General features: G+C 63.3%; 18 protein-coding genes. 9 read left to right on the top strand and 9 right to left on the bottom strand.

Annotation, left to right across the window (positions count from 1 at the left end):
• Nucleotides 1-102: 102 nt before the first annotated feature.
• The 3 genes from GWL_RS07480 to GWL_RS07470 all read right to left on the bottom strand — a co-directional run bounded on the left by GWL_RS07480 (nt 103) and on the right by GWL_RS07470 (nt 3,334).
• The gene (locus GWL_RS07480) at nt 103-990 is read right to left on the bottom strand and encodes a 23S rRNA (adenine(2030)-N(6))-methyltransferase RlmJ (protein ID WP_008328283.1); all 888 of its coding nucleotides are present in this window, start codon (nt 988-990) and stop codon (nt 103-105) included.
• A 213-nt stretch (nt 991-1,203) separates the two neighbouring features.
• Nucleotides 1,204-2,940, bottom strand: coding sequence for a ClcB-like voltage-gated chloride channel protein (locus GWL_RS07475; protein ID WP_008328280.1), 1,737 nt, complete (start codon nt 2,938-2,940; stop codon nt 1,204-1,206).
• A complete protein-coding gene (locus GWL_RS07470) occupies nt 2,933-3,334 on the bottom strand; it encodes a winged helix-turn-helix domain-containing protein (RefSeq protein ID WP_034350251.1) in 402 nt (133 codons plus the stop codon). The genes GWL_RS07475 and GWL_RS07470 overlap by 8 nt, the downstream gene beginning before the upstream one ends.
• A gap of 145 nt (nt 3,335-3,479) precedes the next feature.
• Here GWL_RS07470 and modA point away from each other — a divergent pair, with 145 nt between their 5' ends.
• Genes modA through GWL_RS07455 form a run of 3 tightly spaced genes read left to right on the top strand, consistent with a single transcriptional unit; the run spans nt 3,480 to nt 5,652 of the window.
• On the top strand, nt 3,480-4,250 hold the full coding sequence (gene modA / locus GWL_RS07465; RefSeq protein ID WP_008328275.1) for a molybdate ABC transporter substrate-binding protein: 771 nt from the start codon (nt 3,480-3,482) through the stop codon (nt 4,248-4,250).
• Between the two features lie 21 nt (nt 4,251-4,271).
• On the top strand, nt 4,272-4,946 hold the full coding sequence (modB, locus tag GWL_RS07460; protein ID WP_008328274.1) for a molybdate ABC transporter permease subunit: 675 nt from the start codon (nt 4,272-4,274) through the stop codon (nt 4,944-4,946).
• Nucleotides 4,947-4,983: 37 nt separating this feature from the next.
• Nucleotides 4,984-5,652, top strand: a complete 669-nt coding sequence (locus tag GWL_RS07455; RefSeq protein WP_008328272.1) for a sulfate/molybdate ABC transporter ATP-binding protein — start codon at nt 4,984-4,986, stop codon at nt 5,650-5,652.
• 137 nt (nt 5,653-5,789) lie between these two features.
• On the opposite strand, the gene aceA is transcribed toward GWL_RS07455, so the two are convergent.
• On the bottom strand, nt 5,790-7,094 hold the full coding sequence (gene aceA / locus GWL_RS07450; protein ID WP_034333643.1) for an isocitrate lyase: 1,305 nt from the start codon (nt 7,092-7,094) through the stop codon (nt 5,790-5,792).
• A gap of 187 nt (nt 7,095-7,281) precedes the next feature.
• Here aceA and GWL_RS23310 point away from each other — a divergent pair, with 187 nt between their 5' ends.
• Complete coding sequence (locus GWL_RS23310) at nt 7,282-7,482, top strand: hypothetical protein (RefSeq protein ID WP_157174204.1); 201 nt, start codon at nt 7,282-7,284, stop codon at nt 7,480-7,482.
• A 106-nt stretch (nt 7,483-7,588) separates the two neighbouring features.
• Nucleotides 7,589-9,820: an FUSC family membrane protein gene (locus tag GWL_RS07445; RefSeq protein ID WP_008328268.1), complete on the top strand. Its 2,232-nt coding sequence runs from the start codon at nt 7,589-7,591 to the stop codon at nt 9,818-9,820.
• Between the two features lie 75 nt (nt 9,821-9,895).
• On the opposite strand, the gene rraA is transcribed toward GWL_RS07445, so the two are convergent.
• The 5 genes from rraA to GWL_RS07420 all read right to left on the bottom strand — a co-directional run bounded on the left by rraA (nt 9,896) and on the right by GWL_RS07420 (nt 16,729).
• Nucleotides 9,896-10,396 (bottom strand): ribonuclease E activity regulator RraA, encoded by a 501-nt coding sequence (gene rraA, locus GWL_RS07440; protein WP_008328267.1) that lies wholly within the window; start codon nt 10,394-10,396, stop codon nt 9,896-9,898.
• Between the two features lie 65 nt (nt 10,397-10,461).
• The gene (locus GWL_RS07435) at nt 10,462-12,210 is read right to left on the bottom strand and encodes a diguanylate cyclase (RefSeq protein WP_008328266.1); all 1,749 of its coding nucleotides are present in this window, start codon (nt 12,208-12,210) and stop codon (nt 10,462-10,464) included.
• 450 nt (nt 12,211-12,660) lie between these two features.
• On the bottom strand, nt 12,661-15,249 hold the full coding sequence (clpB, locus tag GWL_RS07430; RefSeq protein ID WP_008328264.1) for an ATP-dependent chaperone ClpB: 2,589 nt from the start codon (nt 15,247-15,249) through the stop codon (nt 12,661-12,663).
• A 105-nt stretch (nt 15,250-15,354) separates the two neighbouring features.
• Nucleotides 15,355-15,729: a fluoride efflux transporter CrcB gene (crcB, locus tag GWL_RS07425; protein ID WP_008328263.1), complete on the bottom strand. Its 375-nt coding sequence runs from the start codon at nt 15,727-15,729 to the stop codon at nt 15,355-15,357.
• Between the two features lie 19 nt (nt 15,730-15,748).
• Complete coding sequence (locus GWL_RS07420) at nt 15,749-16,729, bottom strand: LysR family transcriptional regulator (protein ID WP_008328262.1); 981 nt, start codon at nt 16,727-16,729, stop codon at nt 15,749-15,751.
• Nucleotides 16,730-16,941: 212 nt separating this feature from the next.
• Between GWL_RS07420 and GWL_RS07415 the strand changes: the two genes are divergently transcribed.
• The 4 genes from GWL_RS07415 (at nt 16,942) to GWL_RS07400 (ending at nt 21,835) form a co-directional block, all read left to right on the top strand.
• Complete coding sequence (locus tag GWL_RS07415) at nt 16,942-18,405, top strand: efflux transporter outer membrane subunit (RefSeq protein WP_008328261.1); 1,464 nt, start codon at nt 16,942-16,944, stop codon at nt 18,403-18,405.
• Nucleotides 18,402-20,606: an FUSC family protein gene (locus GWL_RS07410; protein WP_008328260.1), complete on the top strand. Its 2,205-nt coding sequence runs from the start codon at nt 18,402-18,404 to the stop codon at nt 20,604-20,606. The genes GWL_RS07415 and GWL_RS07410 overlap by 4 nt, the downstream gene beginning before the upstream one ends.
• Complete coding sequence (locus GWL_RS07405; RefSeq protein WP_008328259.1) at nt 20,596-20,796, top strand: DUF1656 domain-containing protein; 201 nt, start codon at nt 20,596-20,598, stop codon at nt 20,794-20,796. The genes GWL_RS07410 and GWL_RS07405 overlap by 11 nt, the downstream gene beginning before the upstream one ends.
• A gap of 64 nt (nt 20,797-20,860) precedes the next feature.
• Nucleotides 20,861-21,835, top strand: a complete 975-nt coding sequence (locus GWL_RS07400) for an HlyD family secretion protein (RefSeq protein WP_008328258.1) — start codon at nt 20,861-20,863, stop codon at nt 21,833-21,835.
• Nucleotides 21,836-21,837 lie beyond the last annotated feature (2 nt).

Here is a 21,837-nt window from a genome sequence, read left to right as displayed (position 1 = left end):
CAGCAATCCGCTTATTGTATGCCGATTTGGCATGGTTTCAGCGACATTGCCGCCACTCCCGGTGAAAAAATCACGAATATTCACACGCCAGACCTGCATGGCTCAGTTTTCGCCCGATTCGAGCAGATACTCTGCGCTGTCGTCCACGCCCAGCACCTCGATCAGGTAGGGCATGACTTCCTTCAACTGCGCCTCCAGGGTCCAGGGCGGGTTGAGGATGAACATGCCGCTGTTGTGCAAGCCGAAGCCATCCGGCGCCGGGCCATGGATGGCCAGGGTGACATTGAGCCAGCTTTTGGCGCCCAGGCGCTTGAGACGCTCGGGCAACTGACGTGATTCATTGCGTTGCAGGACCGGGTACCACACCGCGTAGGTGCCGGTGGGGAAGCGGGTGAGCGCATCGGCCAGTACCTGGGCCACATGGGTGTAGTCACGCTTGTCTTCATAGGGCGGGTCGATGAGCACCAGGCCGCGCCGCGACGGAGGCGGCAACAGCGCCTTGAGCCCCTGGAAACCGTCTCCCCGATGCACCATCACCCGCTTGCCGCGCGCGGACGGACGCTGGCCCTGGGCGGCGGCGTGGGCTTCGAGCTTGCGGAAGTTGTCTTCCAGCACCTTCACTTCGCTGGGGTGCATTTCGAACAGGCGCAGGCGATCCTGCTCGCGCATGGTCTTCTCGGCGCAGTAGGGCGAACCGGGGTAGTAACGCATCTTGCCGCTGGGATTGAGCGACCTGACCAGATCGACATATTCCTTCACCACCGCCGGCAGGTCCTTGCGGTCCCACAGCTTGGCGATGCCGGTTTCATATTCGGCGTTCTTGCTGGCGTAATCTCCATCGAGCGCGTAGACGCCCGCGCCGGCATGGGTGTCGATGACCATGTAGGCAGTGTCTTTCTGCCCGAGATAGCGCATCAACTGGATGATCACCATATGCTTCAGGACATCGGCATGGTTGCCGGCGTGAAAAGCGTGGCGATAACTCAGCATGGAAAATTCACTTCTAGGATGGGGGTTGAAATCGGATGACGCACGGATGCGAATGCAGTTTGCGCCAAGACCACCGATGAGGCGGAAACGTTTCGCATTTTATCAAGGATAAGTGAGCAGTTGTCGGACTACTCTGTCATTGTTACAAACAACGCCTGCCGCAGCGCTCTGCCCTGCACCGGTGCGGGTCGCTGCGGATGCGCGCCGACATCCTCAGTTGCCGGCGCGATCAAGGCGGAAATAGGCATCCAGCAGCGAGGTCTTGAAGACCACGCCCAGCAGGCGCGGATCGTCGGCGCTGGCGATCACCGGCAGGCGCTCGCCCTGGTGATCCAGGAACAACTGCAGCGCTTCGCCCAGGGACATGTCGGGCGTGACCTCATGCAGGAAATGCGGCCGCAGGAAATCGCGCGCCACGCGGCCTGTCGCTTCCTTCTTGTCCAGCAGCCAGGAGGTGATGTCCTGCAAGGCCACCACACCCTGGTAGCGCTCTTGCGCATCGACGATATAGACATACTTGACCGGATACTTCAGGAACAGCGCGCTGAGCTCTTGCAGACTGGCCGTCTCGGGCAGTACCGTCTCCGCCGGCCGGATCAGCTCGCTCATCTGGGTGCCGCGCAGGCGCAGTCGCTCCTCGTTGTCATGGTGGCGCTTGAGGGTGATCTCGTACATCGAGCGACCATCGACGCTGCGCGCCACCACATAGGCCACCACGCAGGACAGCATGAGCGGCAGCACGACCTGATAGCTCAGGGTCATCTCGAAGATCATCAGGATGGCCATCAGCGGCGCATAGGACGCCGCCGCCAGGAAGGCTCCCATGCCCACCATGGCATAGGCGAAGGGCTGCGACATGTGGAAGGGCAGCAAGGCCTGCGCGGCATCGCCGAACAGGTAGCCCACCGCCGCACCGACGAAGAGCGTGGGCGTAAAGATACCGCCGACCGCCCCCGATCCGACCGTGATGGCCGTGGCCAGCACCTTGACCACCAGCACCACCAGCACTGCCTGCCATAGCCAGGTGGTATGCAGCAGCGAATTGACCAGGCTGTAGCCATTGCCCCAGACCTCCGGCACCTCAACGGAGATCAGTCCCACCAGCAAGCCACCCACGCCCAGTCGTACCGGCAGCGGCAGCCTGAACCTGGCGAAGCCCTGCTTGCCCAGTTCGAGCACGCGCAGGAACTGCGGCGCCAGAATCCCGGCCAGCACGCCCAGTACCAGAAACAGCAGCACTTCCCAGCCGCCGATCTCGGGGAAATACGGCATCTGGTAGCTGGCGCGGTAGCCGGGCAGTTCGCGCATGGTGATGTTGGCCACCACCGAGGCCACCACGACAGGGCCGAAGCTTTCCATGACCAGCGAACCGAGCACAATCTCCGTAATGAAGAAAGCGCCCGCGATGGGCGCGTTATAGGCCGAGGTAATGCCCGCTGCGGCCCCGCAGGCCACCAGCAGGCGCAGGCGAGATGAAGGAAAATGCGAAAACTTGCCCATCAGCGATGCACACAGTGCCGACAGTTGCACCATGGGACCTTCGCGACCGATGGAGCCCCCAGAGGCAATCGAGGCCAGCGAGGAAATGCTGCGCAAGAGCGTATTGCGCACGGGGATGGCGCCATCACCGATGGCCACCGCTTCCATGTAGTCGCCGCCGTTACCGGCCGGCGTGCGCTTGGCCCAGACCAGGAACAAGCCGGCGACGACCCCGCCACAGGCCGGCAGCAGCAGGCGCACCGGCCAGGACAAACCCTTGGCGATATCGACAAAGCTGCCATCGTGACCGGTGAGCCAGATCTGCAGCAGCGCAATACATTCCCGGAAGGCAATCGTGGCCAGTGCACCGACGAAGCCGGCCAGCGCGCCCCACAGCAGCATGGAATGGTTTTCGGACACGCGGCAGGCATTCAAGACGCGCAGCCGGGACTTGATCCAGAGTTCACGCATCGTGACCGTCGCCCTCTTCATCGCGCGCTGCATGGCCGGCGTCATCAGGGGCGCGCATGAGCCCCTGCAGATGCGCGAGATCGGCGGCGATGCTGGCCGCCGCCTTCTTCTGCATGCGGCGATAGCGCGCCAGCACTTCCTGCCCCAGCTCGGTCACCGCCGCCCCGCCCCCGCGTGCGCCCCCGGTGGCGGTGGCCACCAGCGCACTGGCAAAACAGCGGTTCATCTCCTCCACCAGCAGCCAGGCACGCCGATAGGACATCTGCATCTTGCGCGCCGCCGCGGAAATCGAACCGGTCTGCGCGATCGCCTGCAGCAGGTCGGCCTTCCCCGGGCCGAAGGCAATGGTCTGCCCCTGCATCACGCGCACTCTTAGGGTCTTGGAATCATTCATGCGCGTGATTGTACTAGCGGGCAGACAAAGCGGCGAGGCAGCTGCACGCAATTGACGTTCGTTATATCCTTGCGTATATTTCGCCGACTTGACTTGCTTCGTTTTTTTGTCTTTTTCTTCAGTTGTCACGACCAAGGACTGCACCATGTTGAAAACCGCCCGCCTCAAGGCCGCCCTGGGCGCCGTCTGCGCCGCCACGCTGCTGCTGGCTACTACCAGCGCGCACGCCACCGACCTGGTGGTGTCGGCGGCAGCCAGCCTGACCAATGCCTTCAAGGAACTGGCACAGAGCTTCGAACAGCAGCATCCCGGCGTGAAGGTCATTACCAACTTCGGCGCCTCCGACATCCTCATGCAGCAGATCGTGCGCGGCGCTCCGGCTGACGTCTTCGCCTCGGCCGACCAGACCGCCATGGACAAGGCCGTTGCCGCAAAGGCTGTGGACCCGGCCACGCGCAAGACCTTTGCCGCCAACCAGATCGTGCTCATCGTCCCGCACGACGCCAGGGAGCAACCGGCCGCGCTGGCCGACCTGACCGGCACGGCCTACCAGCGCATTGCCCTGGGCAATCCGGCCTCCGTCCCCTTCGGCCGCTACACCAAGGCAGCGCTGGAGCAGGCCGGACTGTGGACGCAAGTACAGGCCAAGGGTGTACTGGCCGAAAACGTGCGCACCAGCCTGGACTACGTGGCGCGTGGCGAGGTCGATGCCGGCTTCGTCTTTGCCACCGATGCGGCCATCATGCCCGACAAGGTCAAGGTCGCCCTGCGCATCCCGTCCACCACCCCGGCCACCTACCCCATCGCCGTGACCTCTGGTAGCCGGCAACAGGCGCTGGCGGCGCAGTTCGTGGCCCATGTGCTGTCGGCCAACGGACAGGCGGTGCTGATGCGCTACGGTTTCCAGAAACCCTGAAGCCCCGACGCGGCGCGCCTGATGCACCCGGTCTGGATACCCCTGCTGCTCTCGCTGAAGGTCGCGGGACTGGCCACCCTGCTCAACCTGGTGCTGGGCGTGGCGGCGGCCTTCGGCCTCTCACGCTGGCGTTCGCCGCTGCGCGACTTCATCGATTCGGTATTGACCCTGCCGCTGGTGCTGCCGCCGACCGTACTGGGCTATTACCTGCTGGTGCTGTTCGGCCGCCGTGGCGCGCTGGGCGCCTGGCTGGAGCAATGGGGCATCGAGCTGGTCTTCACCTGGCAGGGGGCGGTGCTGGCCTCCACCGTCGTGGCCTTTCCGCTGGTACTCAAGGCGGCGCGGGCGGCCTTCGAGAGCGTGGATCACCAACTGGAGGATGCCGCCCGCGTACTGGGCGTGTCCGAAGCGGGCGTGTTTTTCCGCGTCAGCCTGCCGCTGGCTGCGCGCGGCATCACGGCCGGCGTGCTGCTGGCCTTCGCGCGCGCGCTGGGCGAGTTCGGTGCCACGCTGATGGTGGCGGGTAACCTGCCGGGACGCACGCAAACCCTGTCGGTCGCCATCTACGAAGCCGTGCAGGCCGGTGACGACGGCACGGCCACCTTCCTGGTCGTGGTGACCTCGCTCACCTGCATCGTGCTGTTGATGGTGGCCGGGCGCCTGATGCCGGACCGCGCGCGGCTGCCGCTCCGTTAAGATTCTTCCTCTTTTCTCCTGTTACCTGAACGATCACGTGAGCGTCGACCTCCACCTCCAGAAGCAACTGCGCGCCGCCGACCGGGTCTTTTCGCTCGATATCACCCTCGCCTCGGACAGTCAGCGTATCGTGCTCTACGGTCCCTCGGGCTCGGGCAAGAGCCTCACGCTCAAGGCCATCGCCGGGCTCATGCGGCCTGACAGCGGCCACATCCGCGTGCAGGGACGCTCGCTCTTCGACAGCGCGCAAGGCATCGATGTACCGGTGCAGGAGCGCAACGTCGCCTATCTGTTCCAGGATTACGCCCTCTTCCCACATCTGACGGTGGCGCAGAACATCGCCTTCGGCCTGGCGCGCGGCAGTTTCAACCTGCTCCACCCGGCGCAACATCCCAAGGTGCGCCAGTGGCTGCAGGCGTTTGAACTGGAAGCCATCGCCCACAGCCGCCCGGCCCAGATCTCCGGCGGCCAGCGCCAGCGGGTGGCGCTGGCGCGGGCACTGATGGCCGAACCCGACATGCTGCTGCTGGACGAGCCCTTCTCGGCCCTGGATCTGTCGCTGCGCCAGCGCATGCGCAGCGAGCTGGCCGAGCTGCAAACCCGGCTGCAGGTGCCGATGCTGCTGATCACGCACGATCCGGCCGATGTACAAGCACTGGGGCAGACCGTCTTCGAACTGCGCGACGGTCGCCTGCATCACGGCTGATCGCCCAACAGGGACGAAAAAAAGCCGCACTCTTGTGGAGTACGGCATCAAGTTCGGGGATCGCCCCACCGGCCCGCGCAAGGATGCGGGCCGGTTTTCCTCACACACATTCACTCAGGACTCGGAACTGTCTCGCTTCAGGCCGCCTTCTTGGCCTTGTCATCGAAGAATTGTTCATCTTCGGTCGAACCGTGCAGCGCCGTGGTCGACGACTGGCCTTGCTGGATGGCCTGGGTCACGGCATCGAAGTAGCCGGTGCCGACTTCGCGCTGGTGCTTCACCGCGGTAAAGCCCTTGGAGGCGGCAGCGAATTCGGCTTCCTGCAGTTCCACGAAGGCCGACATCTGGTTGCGGGCATAGCCATGGGCCAGATTGAACATCGAGTAGTTCAGCGCATGGAAACCGGCCAGCGTGATGAACTGGAACTTGTAGCCCATGGCGCCCAGCTCGCGCTGGAACTTGGCGATGGTGGCATCGTCCAGGTTCTTCTTCCAGTTGAAGGACGGCGAGCAGTTGTAGGCCAGCAGCTTGCCCGGGAACTTGGCATGGATGGCTTCAGCGAAGGTCTTGGCGAAAGCCAGGTCGGGCTTGCCGGTTTCACACCAGACCATGTCCGCATACTCGGCATAAGCCAGGCCACGCGAGATCGCCTGATCAATGCCCGGATGGGTCTTGAAGAAACCTTCGACGGTGCGCTCGCCCGACAGGAAGGGCTTGTCGTTGGCATCCACGTCGGAAGTCAGCAGGTCGGCGGCTTCGGCATCGGTACGGGCGATCACCAGGGTCTTGGTGCCCATGACGTCAGCGGCCAGACGGGCAGCGTTGAGCTTCTCACAGGCTTCGCGGGTCGGCACCAGCACCTTGCCCCCCATGTGGCCGCACTTCTTGACCGAGGCCAGCTGGTCTTCGAAGTGCACGCCGGCGGCACCGGCTTCGATCATCGACTTCATCAGTTCGAAGGCATTCAACACGCCACCGAAACCGGCTTCGGCATCGGCCACGATGGGCGCGAAGAAGTCGATGTCATCACGGCCTTCGGACCACTGGATCTGGTCGGCGCGGGCGAAGGTGTTGTTGATGCGCTTGACCACCATCGGCACCGAGTTGGCCGGGTACAGCGACTGGTCGGGATACATTTCACCGGCCAGGTTGGCGTCGCCGGCCACTTGCCAGCCAGACAGGTAGATCGCCTTCAGACCGGCCTTCACCTGCTGCATGGCCTGGTTGCCGGTCAGCGCGCCCAGGGCGTTGACGAAGGGTTCGTTGTGGACCAGGTTCCAGAGCTTGTCGGCACCGCGCTTGGCCAGGGTGTGCTCGATCTGCAGCGAGCCGCGCAGGCGGACCACGTCGGCTGCGCTGTAGTTGCGCTTGATGCCTTTCCAGCGCGGGTTCTCTGCCCAGTCGCGTTCCAGGGCCTGGATTTGCTGTTCACGTGTGCTCATGTGGATCTCCTTGTTGGTCAATATGAAGTGGCTTGAAACCGGATGAAATCGTTGATTCCATGACTTCATAGTAGGCCTGGCGGCGCGGAGCAACAATGTCTTATATAAGATATCTGTAAAATTTTTATACCAATTAAATCAATAACTTGAACACTATATTTTGCGATACGAAACGAAAATCCGGAGAATGAAAAAGAATTTTGATGCAGCGCACTCGAGCTTTTCACAATACGAAATGACGATTTCGTATCGTAAAAAAGACGCCGATATGAAACCTCTTGCACGCGTATTGTTCATAGCAACGCGATCATTGATGATGCTTTTTACCGATCCGGGCCGCCAAGGCGGTACGAAATCAGCTTTTTTGTTCATCTTGCCGCTTGTTTAACTGTCTTTCTTCACCCGATGCACTCGGGTTGTCTAATTGGAAAAGAAGGCAGAGAATAAGCCCCTGACTCATTCTAGAAACGGCGATGCAACGCCGCCCTGTCTACATGCACTACGCCCTGGACATTCGCACCTTCCTCTTCAGTCATTATTTCTATACGGGTGTGCGAATCGCGATCGGGGTGGTCGGCCTGACCCTGCTGGTGTTCAACGTGGCCGACATGCCGACCACGATGACGGTCTTCCTCGGTGCACTCTGTACCAGCCTGATGGACCTGCCCAGCCCGCTGCGCCACAAGTTCAACGAAATGCTGGCCGGGGTGCTGCTCTGTACCGTGGTCATGCTGGTCATCAGCCTGTGCGCGCCGGTGCCCTGGCTGGTCAGCGCCATGATGGTGGTGGTGAGCTTCTTCGCCAGCATGATGGTGGTCTACGGCAAGAAGACCATGCCGCTGCAGTTCGCCGCGCTCATGGTGATGACCCTGTCGATGGAAAACCAGGTGCCCATCACCGATGCCTTCCTGCATGCGGCCCTGTTCCTGGGCGGCGGGCTGGGTTACCTGGCCTATTCGATGACGGTGTCGTGGTTCCTGCGCCGCCGCATCAAGCAGCAGGTACTGGCCGAGGCGCTCTTCGAGCTGGCGCGCTACCTGCGCATCAAGGCCGACTTCTACGATGTCAGGCATGACCTGGCCAGCCAGTTCAACCAGCTGGTGCGCCAGCAGATCGTGGTGGCCGACAAGCAGCAAGCCTCGCGCGACCTCATTCTGCGCGACCTGCATACCAAGCAGGATGGCCTGCTGGTGCAGGTGCACCTGTCGATGCTGGAGCTCTATGAACAGGTGCTCTCGACCCACGCCGACTATGCCTTGCTGCGCCAGCACTTCGGCGAGTCCGACGTGATGATCTTCCTGCGCGACCTGGCGACCAAGGCGGCGCAGGATATCGAATCGATCGCCTATGCGATTACCCGCAAGAAGGCTTCCGAACCCAGCGTGAACTACAAGGCCGAACTGCGCGCCGTGCAGTTCGAGATGCAGGAACTGGCCCAGCCCGGGCCGCGCCAGGCATCCCGGGAAGCCCTGACCCTGCTGCGGGTGACCTACAACAAGATCGGCGACATCATTGAATTCATCGGCCAGTTGCACCAGGCCACGCAGAACCCGGTGGATCCCTTGCCCATCCTGCCGGGCTCGGACATGACGCCCTTCCTGACCCAGCAGAAATTCAAGTTCAACATGCTGCTGGTGAACCTGCGCTGGCAGTCGCCGATCTTCCGCTTTGCCATCCGCGTGGCGCTGGCGGTGACCACGGGCCTGTGGATCGCCGACCACCTGCCCTACATGTCGCACGGCTACTGGATCGTACTGACCATCGTCATCATCCTCAAACCCAATTTCAGCGCCACCAAGCAGCGCATGTCGGACCGCCTGATCGGCACCATCATCGGCTGCCTGATCACCATGCTGATCCTGCGCTTCGTGCACAATCCGCTGGGCCAGCTGGCGGTCCTGTTTGCCGCCAGCGTGGCCGCGCCCGCTTTCACCTACATCAAGTACCGTTACACCGCCATTGCCGCCTCGGTGCAGATCCTGATGCTGCTCAACCTGCTGGTGCCGGCCGGGCATCAGGGCGTCATCGGCGAGCGGCTCATCGATACCATCATCGGGGTGCTCATCGCCACGGTCTTCAGCTACGTACTGCCGGCCTGGGAGTACCGCGACCTGCCCAAGCTGCTGCGCAACGTGCTCAAGGCCAGCCAGCGCTATCTGACGGCCAGCCGCGACCTGCTGGAAGGCAAGGTCAAGGATGACTTCTTCTACCGGGTCTGCCGCAAGGGCTTCATGGACAGCCTGGCCGCGCTCATCTCGGCCCTGGTGCGCATGATGGACGAACCGGCGACCAAACAGCGCGCCGTACGCGAACTGAACCGCTTCATCGTGCAGAACTACCTGGTGGCGGCCCACATCGCCGCCTTGCGCCTGATGCTGCGGCGTCATCAGGAGAACATGCCGCACAGCGCAGTGACCCGGCTGATCGAAGAAACCTACCTCGAAGCCAGCCAGCACCTGGCCGAAGCCCAGCGCCTGCTGGCACCTCAGCCGAGAAAGCGCGGCGGTGCCGTGGTGGTGGCGCCCGAAGCCGCCGAGGACAAGGCCCTGTCGGGCAAGATCGAACTGATCGGGCCGGTCGCGCCGGAACCGGTGCCGGTCGAAGCCAGCGCCTGGTCAGGCTGGGACAACCTGCGCCGCCGTACCAGCCTGCTGAATCAGGATCTGAAGGAAATTGTCAGCCAGACTGCGGCCATCGATCAGGTACTGCGCAAGGCGCCGGACTGAGCGGCTGCGCGGGCAGGAACAAAAGCCCGCGCGTGGCGGGCTTGCGGGTGCACCAGGGAAACTGAAGAAAAACGCTCAAAGTTGGCTGCGCGACACCAGCACTCCATCCACATCGGCATAGATCCAGTCGCCGGGATGCACGGCCACGCCGGCGATGCCGACCTTGATATCGGCATCCCCTGCCCCCTTGCGGAAACTGCGCTGCGGATGGGTGGCCAGTGCCCGGATACCGACCTCGCAGGCATTGAGTTCAGCCGCATCGCGCACACAGCCATTGACCAGGATGCCGGCCCAACCGTTGTCCTGGGCCAGTTGCGCCAGGTTGCCACCGACCAGCGCGCAGCGCAGACTGCCGCCACCATCGACCACCAGCACCTGACCATTGCCCGGGGTCTCCAGGGTTTTGCGCACCAGCACGTTGTCCTCGAAGACCTTGAGCGTCCTGGCCGGACCGGCGAAGACCTGCCTGCGGCCGAAGGAGGCAAAGATCGGTGGCAATACGTGCAGCGTCCCGGCGGCCAGCTTGTCTTCGTTGGCGTCGCACAGGTCGCAGGTGGCAAAGCTGGCAAGGGTCATGAATTTCTCCGGAACGTTCGATGGGATGGATGAGATGGATGGGATGATCGCGGGCACAGCTGCATTCACACCGACAGGATGCGATGCAGGCGCTTCTGGTCGAACATACGTGAATCGGCCACCCGCAGCAAGGTTTCCACATCCAGGCCGTCGTCCGGGTAGAGCGACACGCCCACCGACGCGTCCACCGTGTAGCGCTGGCCATCGCGTCCCTCGATGGGCTTGTTGACGGCGTGGCGGATCTTGTCGGCAATGCTGCGCGCCACTTCCATCTCGGTCACGCCATGCAGGTAGACGACGAATTCATCACCGCCGAAGCGCGCCACCGAATCATCATGGCGCAGGCTATGCTGCAAACGATCGGCGATGGCGATGAGGACCTTGTCGCCCTCGTCGTGGCCGTATTCATCGTTGACCGCCTTGAAGCGGTCGAGATCGATGAAGAGCAAGGCGAAATGCAGTGGTACGGCCTGCGAGCTGTTGCGACGGCGGAAATCGATCTGGGCGATCAGCGAATCGCGATTGAGGACGTTGGTGAGGCGGTCGGTGCGCAGGTTGCGCTCCATTTCCACGAAGCTTTGGGCGAGCTGGCCGATTTCATCGTTGCGGTCGATGTTGAGCGCCGGGAAGGGGCTGCCGTTGCCGATGCTCTTGGCTGCCAGGGTCAGCTTGCGGATGTCGCGCAGCACCCAGCGCAGGAGCAGGAAACCGATCACGAAGGTCAGGCAGACCGCCATCAGGCCCAGGACCAGGGTCTGATAGACACCGCTGGTCACCGATCCCAGGAAATCCGAGCGCGGTGCCGCGCTGATGGCAAGCCATGCCAGCCCGGCCGGATCGCGCACCAGGCGGAACGCCACCTCGATCTTGCTGCCCTGGCTACGTGCGCCCAGCAGGACCAGCCTGTCGGGCTCGCCCGAGTGCACGCTCAGGTAGCGCCGCACCTCCTCATAGGCTTGCCGAACCAGCAGCGAGCTGCTCTGGCTGGCATTGAGCCGCAAGGGTTCGCCGCCACCCTCGCCGGCCTGGTAGATCGGTTCATCCAGGGAGGTGGCCACCATATCTCCCTTCAACTCGGTAACAAAGGCGACCCCCTGCGCGCTCAGCGGTACCTGGCGCAACAGATCGGTCAGCTGCTGCAGGCCGATGCTGCTGTTGGCCACGCCCAGCAGGCTGCCGTCCTCGGCGTAGATCGGCTTGGACAGGTTGATGCCGACAATGGCCTTGTTGCGGTAATCCACATAGACCGGTGACCAGGTCTCCCGCCCTTGCTGCACTGCCTGCAGATACCAGGGCCGCTTGCGTGGTTCGTAGTCCTGCACGGCGGTGAGCTTCATCTCGGTGCCGGGACCGCGCAGGTAATACACGAAATTCTTCTCGCCCGGCTCGCGCACGCTGTACATGAACAGCGAAGGCTGCTCCTGCTTGATCCCCAGGAAACTCCCGTCAGCGCCGCCGAAATAGACGTAGCTGGGCGCGTCGAAGAGCGAATTGGCCAACCACAGGCGGTCTTCCAGCTCCTTGCGACTCTTTGGGAAAGGCAGCGCAGCGGGCGCCTGCCCGGCCTCGGCCGGCGGTACCGGCGGCGGTGCGATCACGTTGAGGGTTTCGCGGGCACCCATGGTCTGCCGAGTGATGGCCTGGCTCACGCGCCCCATCACTTCGGTGAGCGCATTGCGCGCCAGGACCTCGGTGGCGTCATCGCCGGCCCGATACAGAAACCAGCCGATGGTCAGCATCAGGCAGACCATCAGGAAGATGAACGGCAAGATGAACAGCCGCTGCAGGGACGATCGCTTCAGAATCGCCCCCATACGCCGGTGCTGCTGACGTGACCGCAATTGACGGATATGACCATGAATTCCTTGCTGCCAGCATGGCAAACCGACCCGGCCGCAGCCGCGCTGGCTTGCATCTTTCATCGATGGCGCACCGGTCTCAATAATTCAGGCGCGTCCCCCTAAGAGTGAAGTAAATATCACATTCCCCCTCTCTCGGGGAGGTTTTTTTGCAATGCGGCGTAATAAAGCACGACCGTCAACCTCGCCAGGACCCGCACTGGGCGCGGAGGAATGGAAATTCACCTGGCATTCTAAATGTATTACAACTTTCGGGAACGCCTGTCCAACACCAGGACTTGTCCTTGCACCTTTATTGCCACAAGCGTCATAAAAAAGCGGCGGGACATGAACATGTACCCGCCGCTTCTGCCCCTGCCGGCGCAGGGGCCTTCACCTCGATGACGCAGGCCCGGGCCTGCTCCTTCAAGCCTTGCTGAAGACCAGCTGGCCGTTTTGCACCGTCACGTGGACCACGTCCTTGGGACCGAACTGGCCGGCCAGGATCTGCTTGGACAGCGGGTTCTCGATCTCCTGCTGAATGGCGCGCTTGAGCGGTCGGGCACCGTAGACCGGATCGAAGCCGGCCTCGGCGATCTTCTGCAGGCCGGCCTCGCTGATCTCCAGGCCGATCTCCAGCTTGGCCAGGCGCTGCTCCAGGATGCGCAGCTGGATCTTGGCGATGGCGCCGATGTTCTTGGCGTCCAGGGCGTGGAAGACCACGATCTCGTCCACCCGGTTGATGAATTCCGGGCGGAAGTGCGTACGCACCTCGGCCATCACTGCCAGCTTGACCAGCGCCGGATCGCTGTCTTCCATGCTCTGGATCTTGTGCGAACCCAGGTTGGAAGTCATGACGATCACGGTGTTCTTGAAGTCCACGGTGCGGCCCTGGCCATCGGTCATGCGGCCATCATCGAGCACCTGCAGCAGCACGTTGAAGACATCCGGGTGCGCCTTCTCGATTTCATCAAGCAGGATCACGCTGTAGGGCTTGCGCCGCACCGCTTCGGTCAGGTAGCCGCCCTCCTCGTAGCCGACATAGCCAGGCGGCGCGCCGATGAGACGGGCCACGGAATGCTTCTCCATGAATTCGCTCATGTCGATGCGGATCATGGCTTCCTCGGTATCGAAGAGATAGGACGCCAGCGCCTTGCACAGCTCGGTCTTGCCCACGCCGGTGGGGCCCAGGAACATGAAGGAACCGTAGGGCTTGCTGGGATCGCCCAGACCCGCGCGGGAACGGCGAATGGCGTCGGAGACGGCCACGATGGCCTCATCCTGGCCGACCACGCGTTCATGCAGCACGTCTTCCATATGCAGCAATTTTTCACGTTCGCCCTGCATCATGCGTGAGACCGGAATACCGGTGGCGCGCGCGACGATCTCGGCGATTTCTTCGGCGCCCACTTGCGTACGGACCAGCTTGGGCTTCTCGTTCTTGACGCCTGCCGCATCCTTCTTGTTCTGCACTTCCAGGGCGGCTTCCAGCTCGGCCAGCTTGCCGTACTTCAGTTCGGATACCTTCTGCCAGTCGCTCTTGCGGGTGGCCTCTTCCATCTGCAGGCGCACCTTCTCGATTTCTTCCTTCAGTTGCTGGCCACCCTGGGCAGTCGATTTCTCGGCCTTCCAGATTTCTTCCAGGTCGGCATATTCGCGCTCGAGCTTCTCGATCTCTTCCTCGATCAGTTGCAGGCGCTTCTGCGAGGCTTCGTCCTTCTCGCGCTTGACGGCTTCGCGCTCGATCTTCAGCTGGATCAGGCGACGGTCGAGCTTGTCCATGACTTCCGGCTTGGAGTCGATTTCGATCTTGATCTTGGAAGCGGCTTCGTCGATCAGGTCGATGGCCTTGTCCGGCAGGAAGCGGTCGGTGATGTAGCGATGCGACAGCTCGGCGGCCGCCACGATGGCCGGATCGGTGATGTCCACGCCATGGTGTACCTCGTATTTTTCCTGCAGGCCGCGCAGGATGGCGATGGTGGCTTCCACGCTGGGCTCGTCCACCAGGATCTTCTGGAAGCGGCGTTCCAGCGCGGCATCCTTCTCGATGTACTGGCGGTATTCATCCAGGGTGGTGGCGCCCACGCAGTGCAGTTCGCCGCGCGCCAGGGCAGGCTTCAACATGTTGCCGGCATCCATGGCGCCTTCGGCCTTGCCGGCACCGACCATGGTGTGCAGCTCATCGATGAAGACGATGGTCTGGCCTTCGTCCTGGGCGATTTCCTTGAGGACCGCCTTCAGCCGCTCCTCGAATTCCCCGCGATACTTGGCACCGGCCAGCAGCGCCGCCATATCCAGCGACAGCACGCGCTTGGACTTGAGGCTGTCCGGCACCTCGCCATTGACGATGCGCTGGGCCAGGCCCTCGACGATGGCGGTCTTGCCCACGCCGGGTTCGCCGATGAGTACCGGATTGTTCTTGCTGCGCCGTTGCAGCACCTGGATGGCGCGGCGGATTTCATCGTCGCGGCCGATCACCGGGTCGAGCTTGCCGGCGCGGGCGCGCTCGGTCAGGTCCAGGGTGTACTTCTTGAGGGCTTCGCGCTGGCCTTCGTCCTGTTGCGAGGACACGGAAGCACCGCCGCGCACGGCCGTGATGGCGGCTTCCAGCGACTTGCGCGTCAGGCCGTTCTCGCGCGCGGCACGGCCGGCCTCGGACTTGTCGTCCACCAGGCCCAGCAGCACCATTTCGCTGGCGACGAACTGGTCGCCATGCTTTTGCGCTTCCTTGTCGGCCAGGTTGAGCAAGGCCACCAGCTCGCGGCCGACCTGCACTTCGCCGCCATTGCCGGACACCTGCGGCAGGCGCTTGACGGCCGCCTGCAAGGCGGTGGAAAGACCGTTCACATTCACGCCGGCACGCTGCAGCAGCGAGCGGGCGCCGCCGTCATCCTGGTTCAGCAGTGCCAGGATGAGGTGAACGGGTTCGATGTATTGATTGTCGTGGCCGACTGCCTGGGATTGCGCATCGGCCAGCGCTTCCTGCAATTTGGTGGTGAGTTTGTCGAGACGCATGGTTCGCTCCAATTTTTCAATGAGATGAAAGTTGGGCCTGCGCCTGCGATTTTCAAGCAATGATCGTGCCGTCCGTTTTGATCTGCATCAGGTCGCGCGGAGTGATCATCCGGCCAATGCACGATAGCTTGCAAAGCCGGCAACGCAGAGCACGATGGAACCCAGCAGATGCAGGCCGGAGTGGCCGATGGCCCACAGGTAATCACCGCGCTGCAACAGGATCATGGATTCGGCCGTGAAGGTCGAGAAGGTGGTCAGTCCGCCCAGCACCCCGGTGACGGCAAATAGCCGCCATTCGGGCGCCAGCGCCGGATGCTGCTCGAAATAGGCCACCAGGAAGCCGATCACGTAGGCGCCAATCCAGTTGGCCGCCAGCGTGCCCAGCGGCACGAAGTGACCGTCGACGTTCCAGACCACTGAAATACGCCAGCGCAGCCAGGCGCCCAGTGCCGCTCCCATTCCCACTGCCAGCCATCCCATGGCGCTCTCCCTTGATTGATCAGGCCAGCTGGCCGCCGCGCAGGGCCAGGCCCTGCATTTCCTCGCGCAGGCTGCCCAGGCGTTCCAGGGCCTGATGATCTTCCTGCAAGGTCTTGTCCACCGTTTCGTGCATCCAGTCCACCCAGGTGCTGATCTTGGCGTCCAGATACTGACGGGAAGGATACAGTGCATAGACGCCCATGTCCTGCAGGCGATGCTGCGGCAGCACCCGTACGATGGTGCCGGCGCGCAGGGCGTCCACCGCCGAATAGATGGGCAGCACGCCAATGCCCATGCCTTCGCGGATGGCGGTGAGCATGGCCTCGGCCACGTTGACCTGGAAATTGCTCTTGACGGCAATCACCGCCCCGCCTTCCGGCCCTTCCAGCACCCACTCGTCCAGCGGCGAGATGGGGCTCACCAGTTGCAGGCAGGCATGATTGAGCAGATCGGCCGGCTGCTGCGGCACACCGTATTTATCCAGATAGGCCGGTGCAGCGCACAGCATGCTGAAGGTGGTACCAAGCTGGCGGTAAATCAGGCCGGAATCGGGCAATTCGCGCGCCAGCACCAGCGAGACGTCATAGCCCTCTTCGAGCATGTCCGGAATGCGCTGGGCCAGCGTCAGCTCTACCGCCACGTCCGGATAGCGTTTGTGGTAGCCCGAGATCGACGGGATCACGTAGCGCTGCCCGAAGCTGGTCATGGCATGGATGCGCAGGCGCCCGGAGGGCTTGACGTAGGCCGCACTGGCCTCGGCCTCGGCCTCGTCGACATAGGCCATGATCTGCTGGCAGCGCAGCAGATAGCGTTCGCCCGCTTCGGTCAGGGCGATGCGCCGGGTGGTTCGGTTCATCAGGCGCGTGCGCAGATGACGCTCCAGATCGGCCACCGCCCGCGAGACATGGGCCGTAGTCAAGCCCATCTGCTGGGCCGCCTGGGTGAAGCTGCCAGCCTCGACCACGCGCGCGAACACGCGCATGTTTTGCAGGGTATCCATCGTTTTCCTATCACTGTACAAGGCGCAGGCATGCACAGACACAACACTGCCTGCAAAAAGACGCACTACGCCACGGCAGCATTGTTACTCAGAATGGAGCAATCATTATTGCTGTATTCGATATAAACCTTTGCCAAATAGCGGATTTTTTCTGAGATATTTACAAAATAGAATACGTAACTTCTGATATTTGCATATTTTTGGGTAATTCCATGACACGTATCGCCTTCTCCAAGCTGCCCGCGCTGAGCGTCATTGCGCTTTCGCTGACAATGGCCGGCTGTGCCGACCAGGGCGGCATCCAGCCACAGGCCCAGGTGCGGGACGTGGCCGTGCTCGATGTCGGCCAGGCCATCAGCCGGGCCGCCAGCGAGGCCGGTTGGCCGCAGCGCGCCTGGTGGCAGGCCTACGGCGATGCGCAACTCGATGCGCTGGTGCTCCGCGCGGTGGCGGGCAATCCCGGCATGGCGGTGGCCGCAGCCCGTGTGCGCCAGGCGCAGTCGATGGCCGTGGTGGCGCATGCCGGTGAACTGCCCGGCGCCCAACTGGATGTGGCGGTCGGCCGCAAGGACTGGTCCGACAACGTCTATTACGGTGCAGCCTTCCGCGACAAGCTGACCTGGAACAACACGGCGACCCTGGGCCTGTCCTACAACGTCGATCTGTGGGACCGCAATAAGAACACCACCCTGCGCGCCCAGGATGAAATGCACGCCGTGGCCGCTGATGCACGCGCCGCCCAGTTGGACCTGGAAGGCAATGTGGTGCGCACCTATGTGCAACTGGCACTGCAATACGGGCTGCTGGAGAACACCGAAGCCATGCTCAAGCAAGAGCAGAATATCCTCGACCTGGCCCGGCGCCGCTTCACGGGTGGCCTTGGCACCCAGCTGGAGATCACCCAGGCCGAAGCGCCGCTGCCGGAAACCCGTCGTCAGATCGAAGCCCTGCAGGAAAACATCGCCCTGATCCGCAATCAACTGGCCGCGCTGCTGGGCGCCGGCCCCGGTGCCGCCGACGGCATCACCCGTCCGACCCTGCAGTTGCACAGCACCCTCGGCCTGCCCAGCGTGCTGCCGGCTGATCTGGTGGGTCGCCGTCCGGACATCAGTGCCGCCCGCTGGCGCGTGGAGGCGGCGGCCAAGGGCATCTCGGTGGCCAAGGCGGCCTTCTATCCCAATATCAACCTGCTGGCCGGCATCGGCCCGGCGGCGGCGGGCGGCGGGCTGTTCTCCTTCCTCTCCGCGCCCAATCTGCAGACCACCTACGGCCCGGCCATCTCGCTGCCGATCTTCGAGGGCGGGCGCCTGCGCGGCCAGCTCGGTGCCGCCAGTGCAGGGTATGACATTGCGGTGGAGCACTACAACGGCCTGCTGTCGCAGGCCTTGAAAGGGATCTCCGACCAGGTCGTGACCCTGCAATCGGTAGTGCGCCAGCAGAAGCAGGCGCAGGAATCGGTGCGGGCCGCACAGAAGAACGTGGACATCGCCACCCGTGCCTACCAGCGCGGCCTGACCGACTACCTCAACGTGCTGCATGCGCAAACCCAATGGCTGCGTCAGCAGCAGATCGTGCAGCAATTGCAGGCACAGCGACTGGCCGCCTTTGCGGCCCTGCAGACGGCGCTGGGGGGCGGCATCGACGATGAAGCACCAGCCAGAGTGGCCGCGCAATGAATACCCCTGCCCTTTCCCTGAAGGCCCAGTTGCGCGAGGCTGCCACCGACTGGTGGCGCAGCGATGCAGCAACCTGGGTCTATGTCTTCAAGATGGTCTTCGCCGGCCTGCTGGCACTGGGCATCGGCTATGGGCTGGACCTGGAATCGCCGCGCTCGGCGCTCATCACCGTGTTCATCGTCATGCAGCCGCAAAGCGGCATGATCCTGGCCAAGAGCTTTTATCGGGTCATCGGCACCCTGGTCGGCTCGGCAGCCATCGTGGTCTTCGTCGATCTGTTTGCACAGACACCGGAACTGTTCCTGCTGGCCTCGGCGCTGTGGATCGGTCTGTGTACCGTGGGCTCGGCCCATAACCGGAATTTTCGTTCATATGGCTTCGTGCTCTCGGGCTATACGGTCGCCCTGATCGGCCTGCCCTCGGCCCTGCATCCGACCATCACTTTCGATTCGGTGATGACGCGCGTCAGCGAGATCATGGTCGGCATCGTCTGTGTCGGCCTGGTCAGCGCACTGGTGTTCCCGCAGGCCAGCGCACCGGGGCTGGTACGCGTCATCCGTGGCCGCTTCACGGCCTTCGTCGATCTGATCAGCGCCACGCTCGGCGGCAGCGCTGACCGCAAGCAGCTCGAAGCCGCCAATGCCCGCTTCGTGGGCGACATCATCGGGCTGGAGGCCATGCGCAGTTCGGCCATCTTCGAGGATCCCGAAGTACGTCTGCGCAGTGGCCGTCTCACACGCATGAACAGCGAGTTCATGGCCCTGTCCACCCGCATGCACGCATTGCACCAGTTGATGAACCGCTTGCACGCCAACCCGGCACCCGGCGCACAGGTGGTGATCGATGCCCTCTCTCCCTACTACCGCGAAGTACAGCCCCTGCTCACCCGCGCCAGCGGGGAGCCGGTCATGAGTGCGCTGGACGCCGCCGATGCGGCCCTGAAGCTGGACGCCTACAAGCGCGAGCTGCCGCGCCGCGTGCGTGCCACCCGCAACACGCTGTCCGAACAGTGCCAGAGCGACAGCGCCATGCTGGACTTCGATACGGCCTCCGAGCTGCTCTATCGCGTCATCGAGGAACTGCACGCCTACACGCTGACCTATGCCTCCCTGACCCAGCGCCACCACGAGCGCGAGCAGTGGGAACATTCGTACGCCCCCAAGACCAGCATGACCACCGCCCTCATTGCCGGTGCCCGTGCGGCCATCGTGATGCTGGCCCTGGCCGGATTCTGGATCGCCAGCGGCTGGCCCAGCGGTGACGTGGCCGTACTCAACGCCGCCGCCTTCTGCGCCATCACCTCGGCTGCGCCCGATCCGGCCAAGGCCACCCGGACGGTTGCCATCGGTGTGCTGTTTGCCGCCGTGGCCGGTTACGTCTACACCTTCCATATCCTGCCGCGCCTGGATGGGTACTGGATGCTGGCCAGCGCCTTGATGCCGGTACTGATGCTGGCCGTCTACCTGACCACCCGTCCCGCTTATGCAGGTTACGGCCTGGGGATCTGCATTTTCTTCCCCTTCCTGGCGGTGCCGGACAACTTTGCGCACTTCAATGCGGCGGCTTATCTGAACGAATCGGTGGCGCTGGTGATCTCCCTGCTGGTCACGGCCGCGGCCTTCATGGTGCTGCTGCCGCCGACCACTGACTGGACCGTGCGCGTGCTGGAGAGACAGTTGCGCAAGCAGGTGGTCGATGCCTGCTTCGGCAAGCTCGCTCATCTGGCCCTGAAGTTCGAGAGCGGCACCCGCGACCTGATGCACCAGATCACCATGTTCACCAGCAGCCGTCCGCTACTACGCCAGAAGGCGCTGGGCTGGATGTTCGCTACGCTGGAAGTGGGCCACGCCATCATCGAACTGCGTAACGAGCTGCAAGGCATTCGTACGGAAGCACCGGATCTGCTGCCGGCCTCTGCCTATGCTGCCCTGAACCGCCTGCGCGAAGCCATCCCGGCGCTGTTCGCCCGGCCCTCGGCGGCGAGCCTGGCCACCGCCCTGGCCGCCAACGATGCCACCATCGCCGAAGTCCAGGCCGCCATTGGCCCGCATTACCGCGAACGCAGCCAACGCCATCGTCTGCAACGCACCTTGAGCTATCTGCATTTCATCCGTACCGCCCTGCTCGACGAGCAATCGCCGCTGCACACCATGCGCGCCGGGGCTGCGCACAATACAACGGGAGCCCGCCATGCCACGTGAGATTTCCTTCTTCGACGCCTACATTCCGACCGTCCTGCTGCTGGCCGTGGTGGCCGCCGTACTGGCCATGCTGGCCGACCGCGTGCTGGTGCGCCTGGGCTTCTACGAGCTGACCTGGCATCCGGCGCTGTTCCGGGTGAGCCTGTTCGTCTGCCTGGCGGCCTTGCTGGGGCTGGCGGTATACCGCTAGCCCGGCGCCCCTGGCGCACGCATCCCTTACGAAAAGATAAAGAAACAAACAGGAGTAGTTCACCATGTCGGTCAAATCGATTTTCCGCGTTCTCATCACCTCGGCCATCTTCCTGCTGGCCATCCTGCTGGCCTGGAGCCTGTGGCAGCATTACATGCACTCGCCCTGGACGCGCGACGGTCGCGTCCGTGCCGAGGTCGTCAACGTCGCTCCGGATGTCTCCGGCCAGATCGTGGCATTGCCGGTCCGTGACAACCAGTTGGTCAAGAAAGGTGACCTGCTGATGGAGATCGACCCGGCTCGCTACACGCTGGCGCTGCAGCAGGCCGACGCCGCCGTCACCGCCCGCAAGGCCGAGCTGGAGGTGCGCAAGGCAGAAGTGGACGCGCGCCGCGCCGAGCTCAACATGCGCCGTGCGCAAGCCCGCCGCCGCGCCGATGTGGACGCCCTGGTGGTCTCGCGTGAAGCCCGCGAGGATGCCGGCAGTCAGGTCACCGCCTCGCAAGCCCAGCTGGAAGCGGCCCAGGCCCAGCTGCAAGGTGCCCAGGCGCAATACCAGGCAGCCTTGTCGCAACGCGATACCGCCAAGCTGAACCTGGAGCGCACCAAGGTCTTCTCACCGGTGGATGGCTACATCACCAACCTGAACGTGCGGCGGGGGGACTATGCCGCCGCCGGTGCGGCCAAGATCGCGCTGATCGACAGCCATTCCTTCTGGGTCTATGCCTACTTCGAGGAAACCAAGCTGCCACTGCTGTCCATCGGTGACCGTGCGAAGATCCAGCTGATCAACGGCGCCTCCATGGAAGGCCACGTGGACAGCATCGCCCGCGGCATCTACGACCGCGACAACCCGCAGAGCCGCGAACTGACGGCCGACGTCAACCCGACCTTCAACTGGGTCCGCCTGGCCCAGCGCATCCCGGTGCGTATCCACCTCGACAAGGTGCCGGAAAACGTCTTGCTGGCCTCGGGACTGACCTGCACGGTGGTGCTGGAGCCGGGCAGCGGCAAGCAGCTGCCGGTAGCGAAGAATTGATG

It is taken from the genome of Herbaspirillum sp. GW103 (assembly GCF_000261365.1).
Classification (GTDB): Bacteria; Pseudomonadota; Gammaproteobacteria; order Burkholderiales; family Burkholderiaceae_D; genus Herbaspirillum.
The sequence above is the reverse complement of the archived record's forward strand: the minus strand, read 5'-3'. Positions and strand labels throughout refer to the sequence as shown.

Coding starts and splice junctions, on each gene's coding strand:
- crcB (WP_008328263.1), bottom strand. CDS start 15,729: ATGGGATGGCTGGCAGTGGGAATGGGAGCGGCACTGGGCGCCTGGCTG.
- GWL_RS07415 (WP_008328261.1), top strand. CDS start 16,942: ATGACACGTATCGCCTTCTCCAAGCTGCCCGCGCTGAGCGTCATTGCG.
- clpB (WP_008328264.1), bottom strand. CDS start 15,249: ATGCGTCTCGACAAACTCACCACCAAATTGCAGGAAGCGCTGGCCGAT.
- GWL_RS07400 (WP_008328258.1), top strand. CDS start 20,861: ATGTCGGTCAAATCGATTTTCCGCGTTCTCATCACCTCGGCCATCTTC.
- GWL_RS07405 (WP_008328259.1), top strand. CDS start 20,596: ATGCCACGTGAGATTTCCTTCTTCGACGCCTACATTCCGACCGTCCTG.
- GWL_RS07420 (WP_008328262.1), bottom strand. CDS start 16,729: ATGGATACCCTGCAAAACATGCGCGTGTTCGCGCGCGTGGTCGAGGCT.
- GWL_RS07475 (WP_008328280.1), bottom strand. CDS start 2,940: ATGCGTGAACTCTGGATCAAGTCCCGGCTGCGCGTCTTGAATGCCTGC.
- GWL_RS07410 (WP_008328260.1), top strand. CDS start 18,402: ATGAATACCCCTGCCCTTTCCCTGAAGGCCCAGTTGCGCGAGGCTGCC.
- GWL_RS07445 (WP_008328268.1), top strand. CDS start 7,589: ATGCACTACGCCCTGGACATTCGCACCTTCCTCTTCAGTCATTATTTC.
- modB (WP_008328274.1), top strand. CDS start 4,272: ATGCACCCGGTCTGGATACCCCTGCTGCTCTCGCTGAAGGTCGCGGGA.
- modA (WP_008328275.1), top strand. CDS start 3,480: ATGTTGAAAACCGCCCGCCTCAAGGCCGCCCTGGGCGCCGTCTGCGCC.
- aceA (WP_034333643.1), bottom strand. CDS start 7,094: ATGAGCACACGTGAACAGCAAATCCAGGCCCTGGAACGCGACTGGGCA.
- GWL_RS07435 (WP_008328266.1), bottom strand. CDS start 12,210: ATGGGGGCGATTCTGAAGCGATCGTCCCTGCAGCGGCTGTTCATCTTG.
- GWL_RS07470 (WP_034350251.1), bottom strand. CDS start 3,334: ATGAATGATTCCAAGACCCTAAGAGTGCGCGTGATGCAGGGGCAGACC.
- rraA (WP_008328267.1), bottom strand. CDS start 10,396: ATGACCCTTGCCAGCTTTGCCACCTGCGACCTGTGCGACGCCAACGAA.
- GWL_RS07480 (WP_008328283.1), bottom strand. CDS start 990: ATGCTGAGTTATCGCCACGCTTTTCACGCCGGCAACCATGCCGATGTC.
- GWL_RS23310 (WP_157174204.1), top strand. CDS start 7,282: ATGAAAAAGAATTTTGATGCAGCGCACTCGAGCTTTTCACAATACGAA.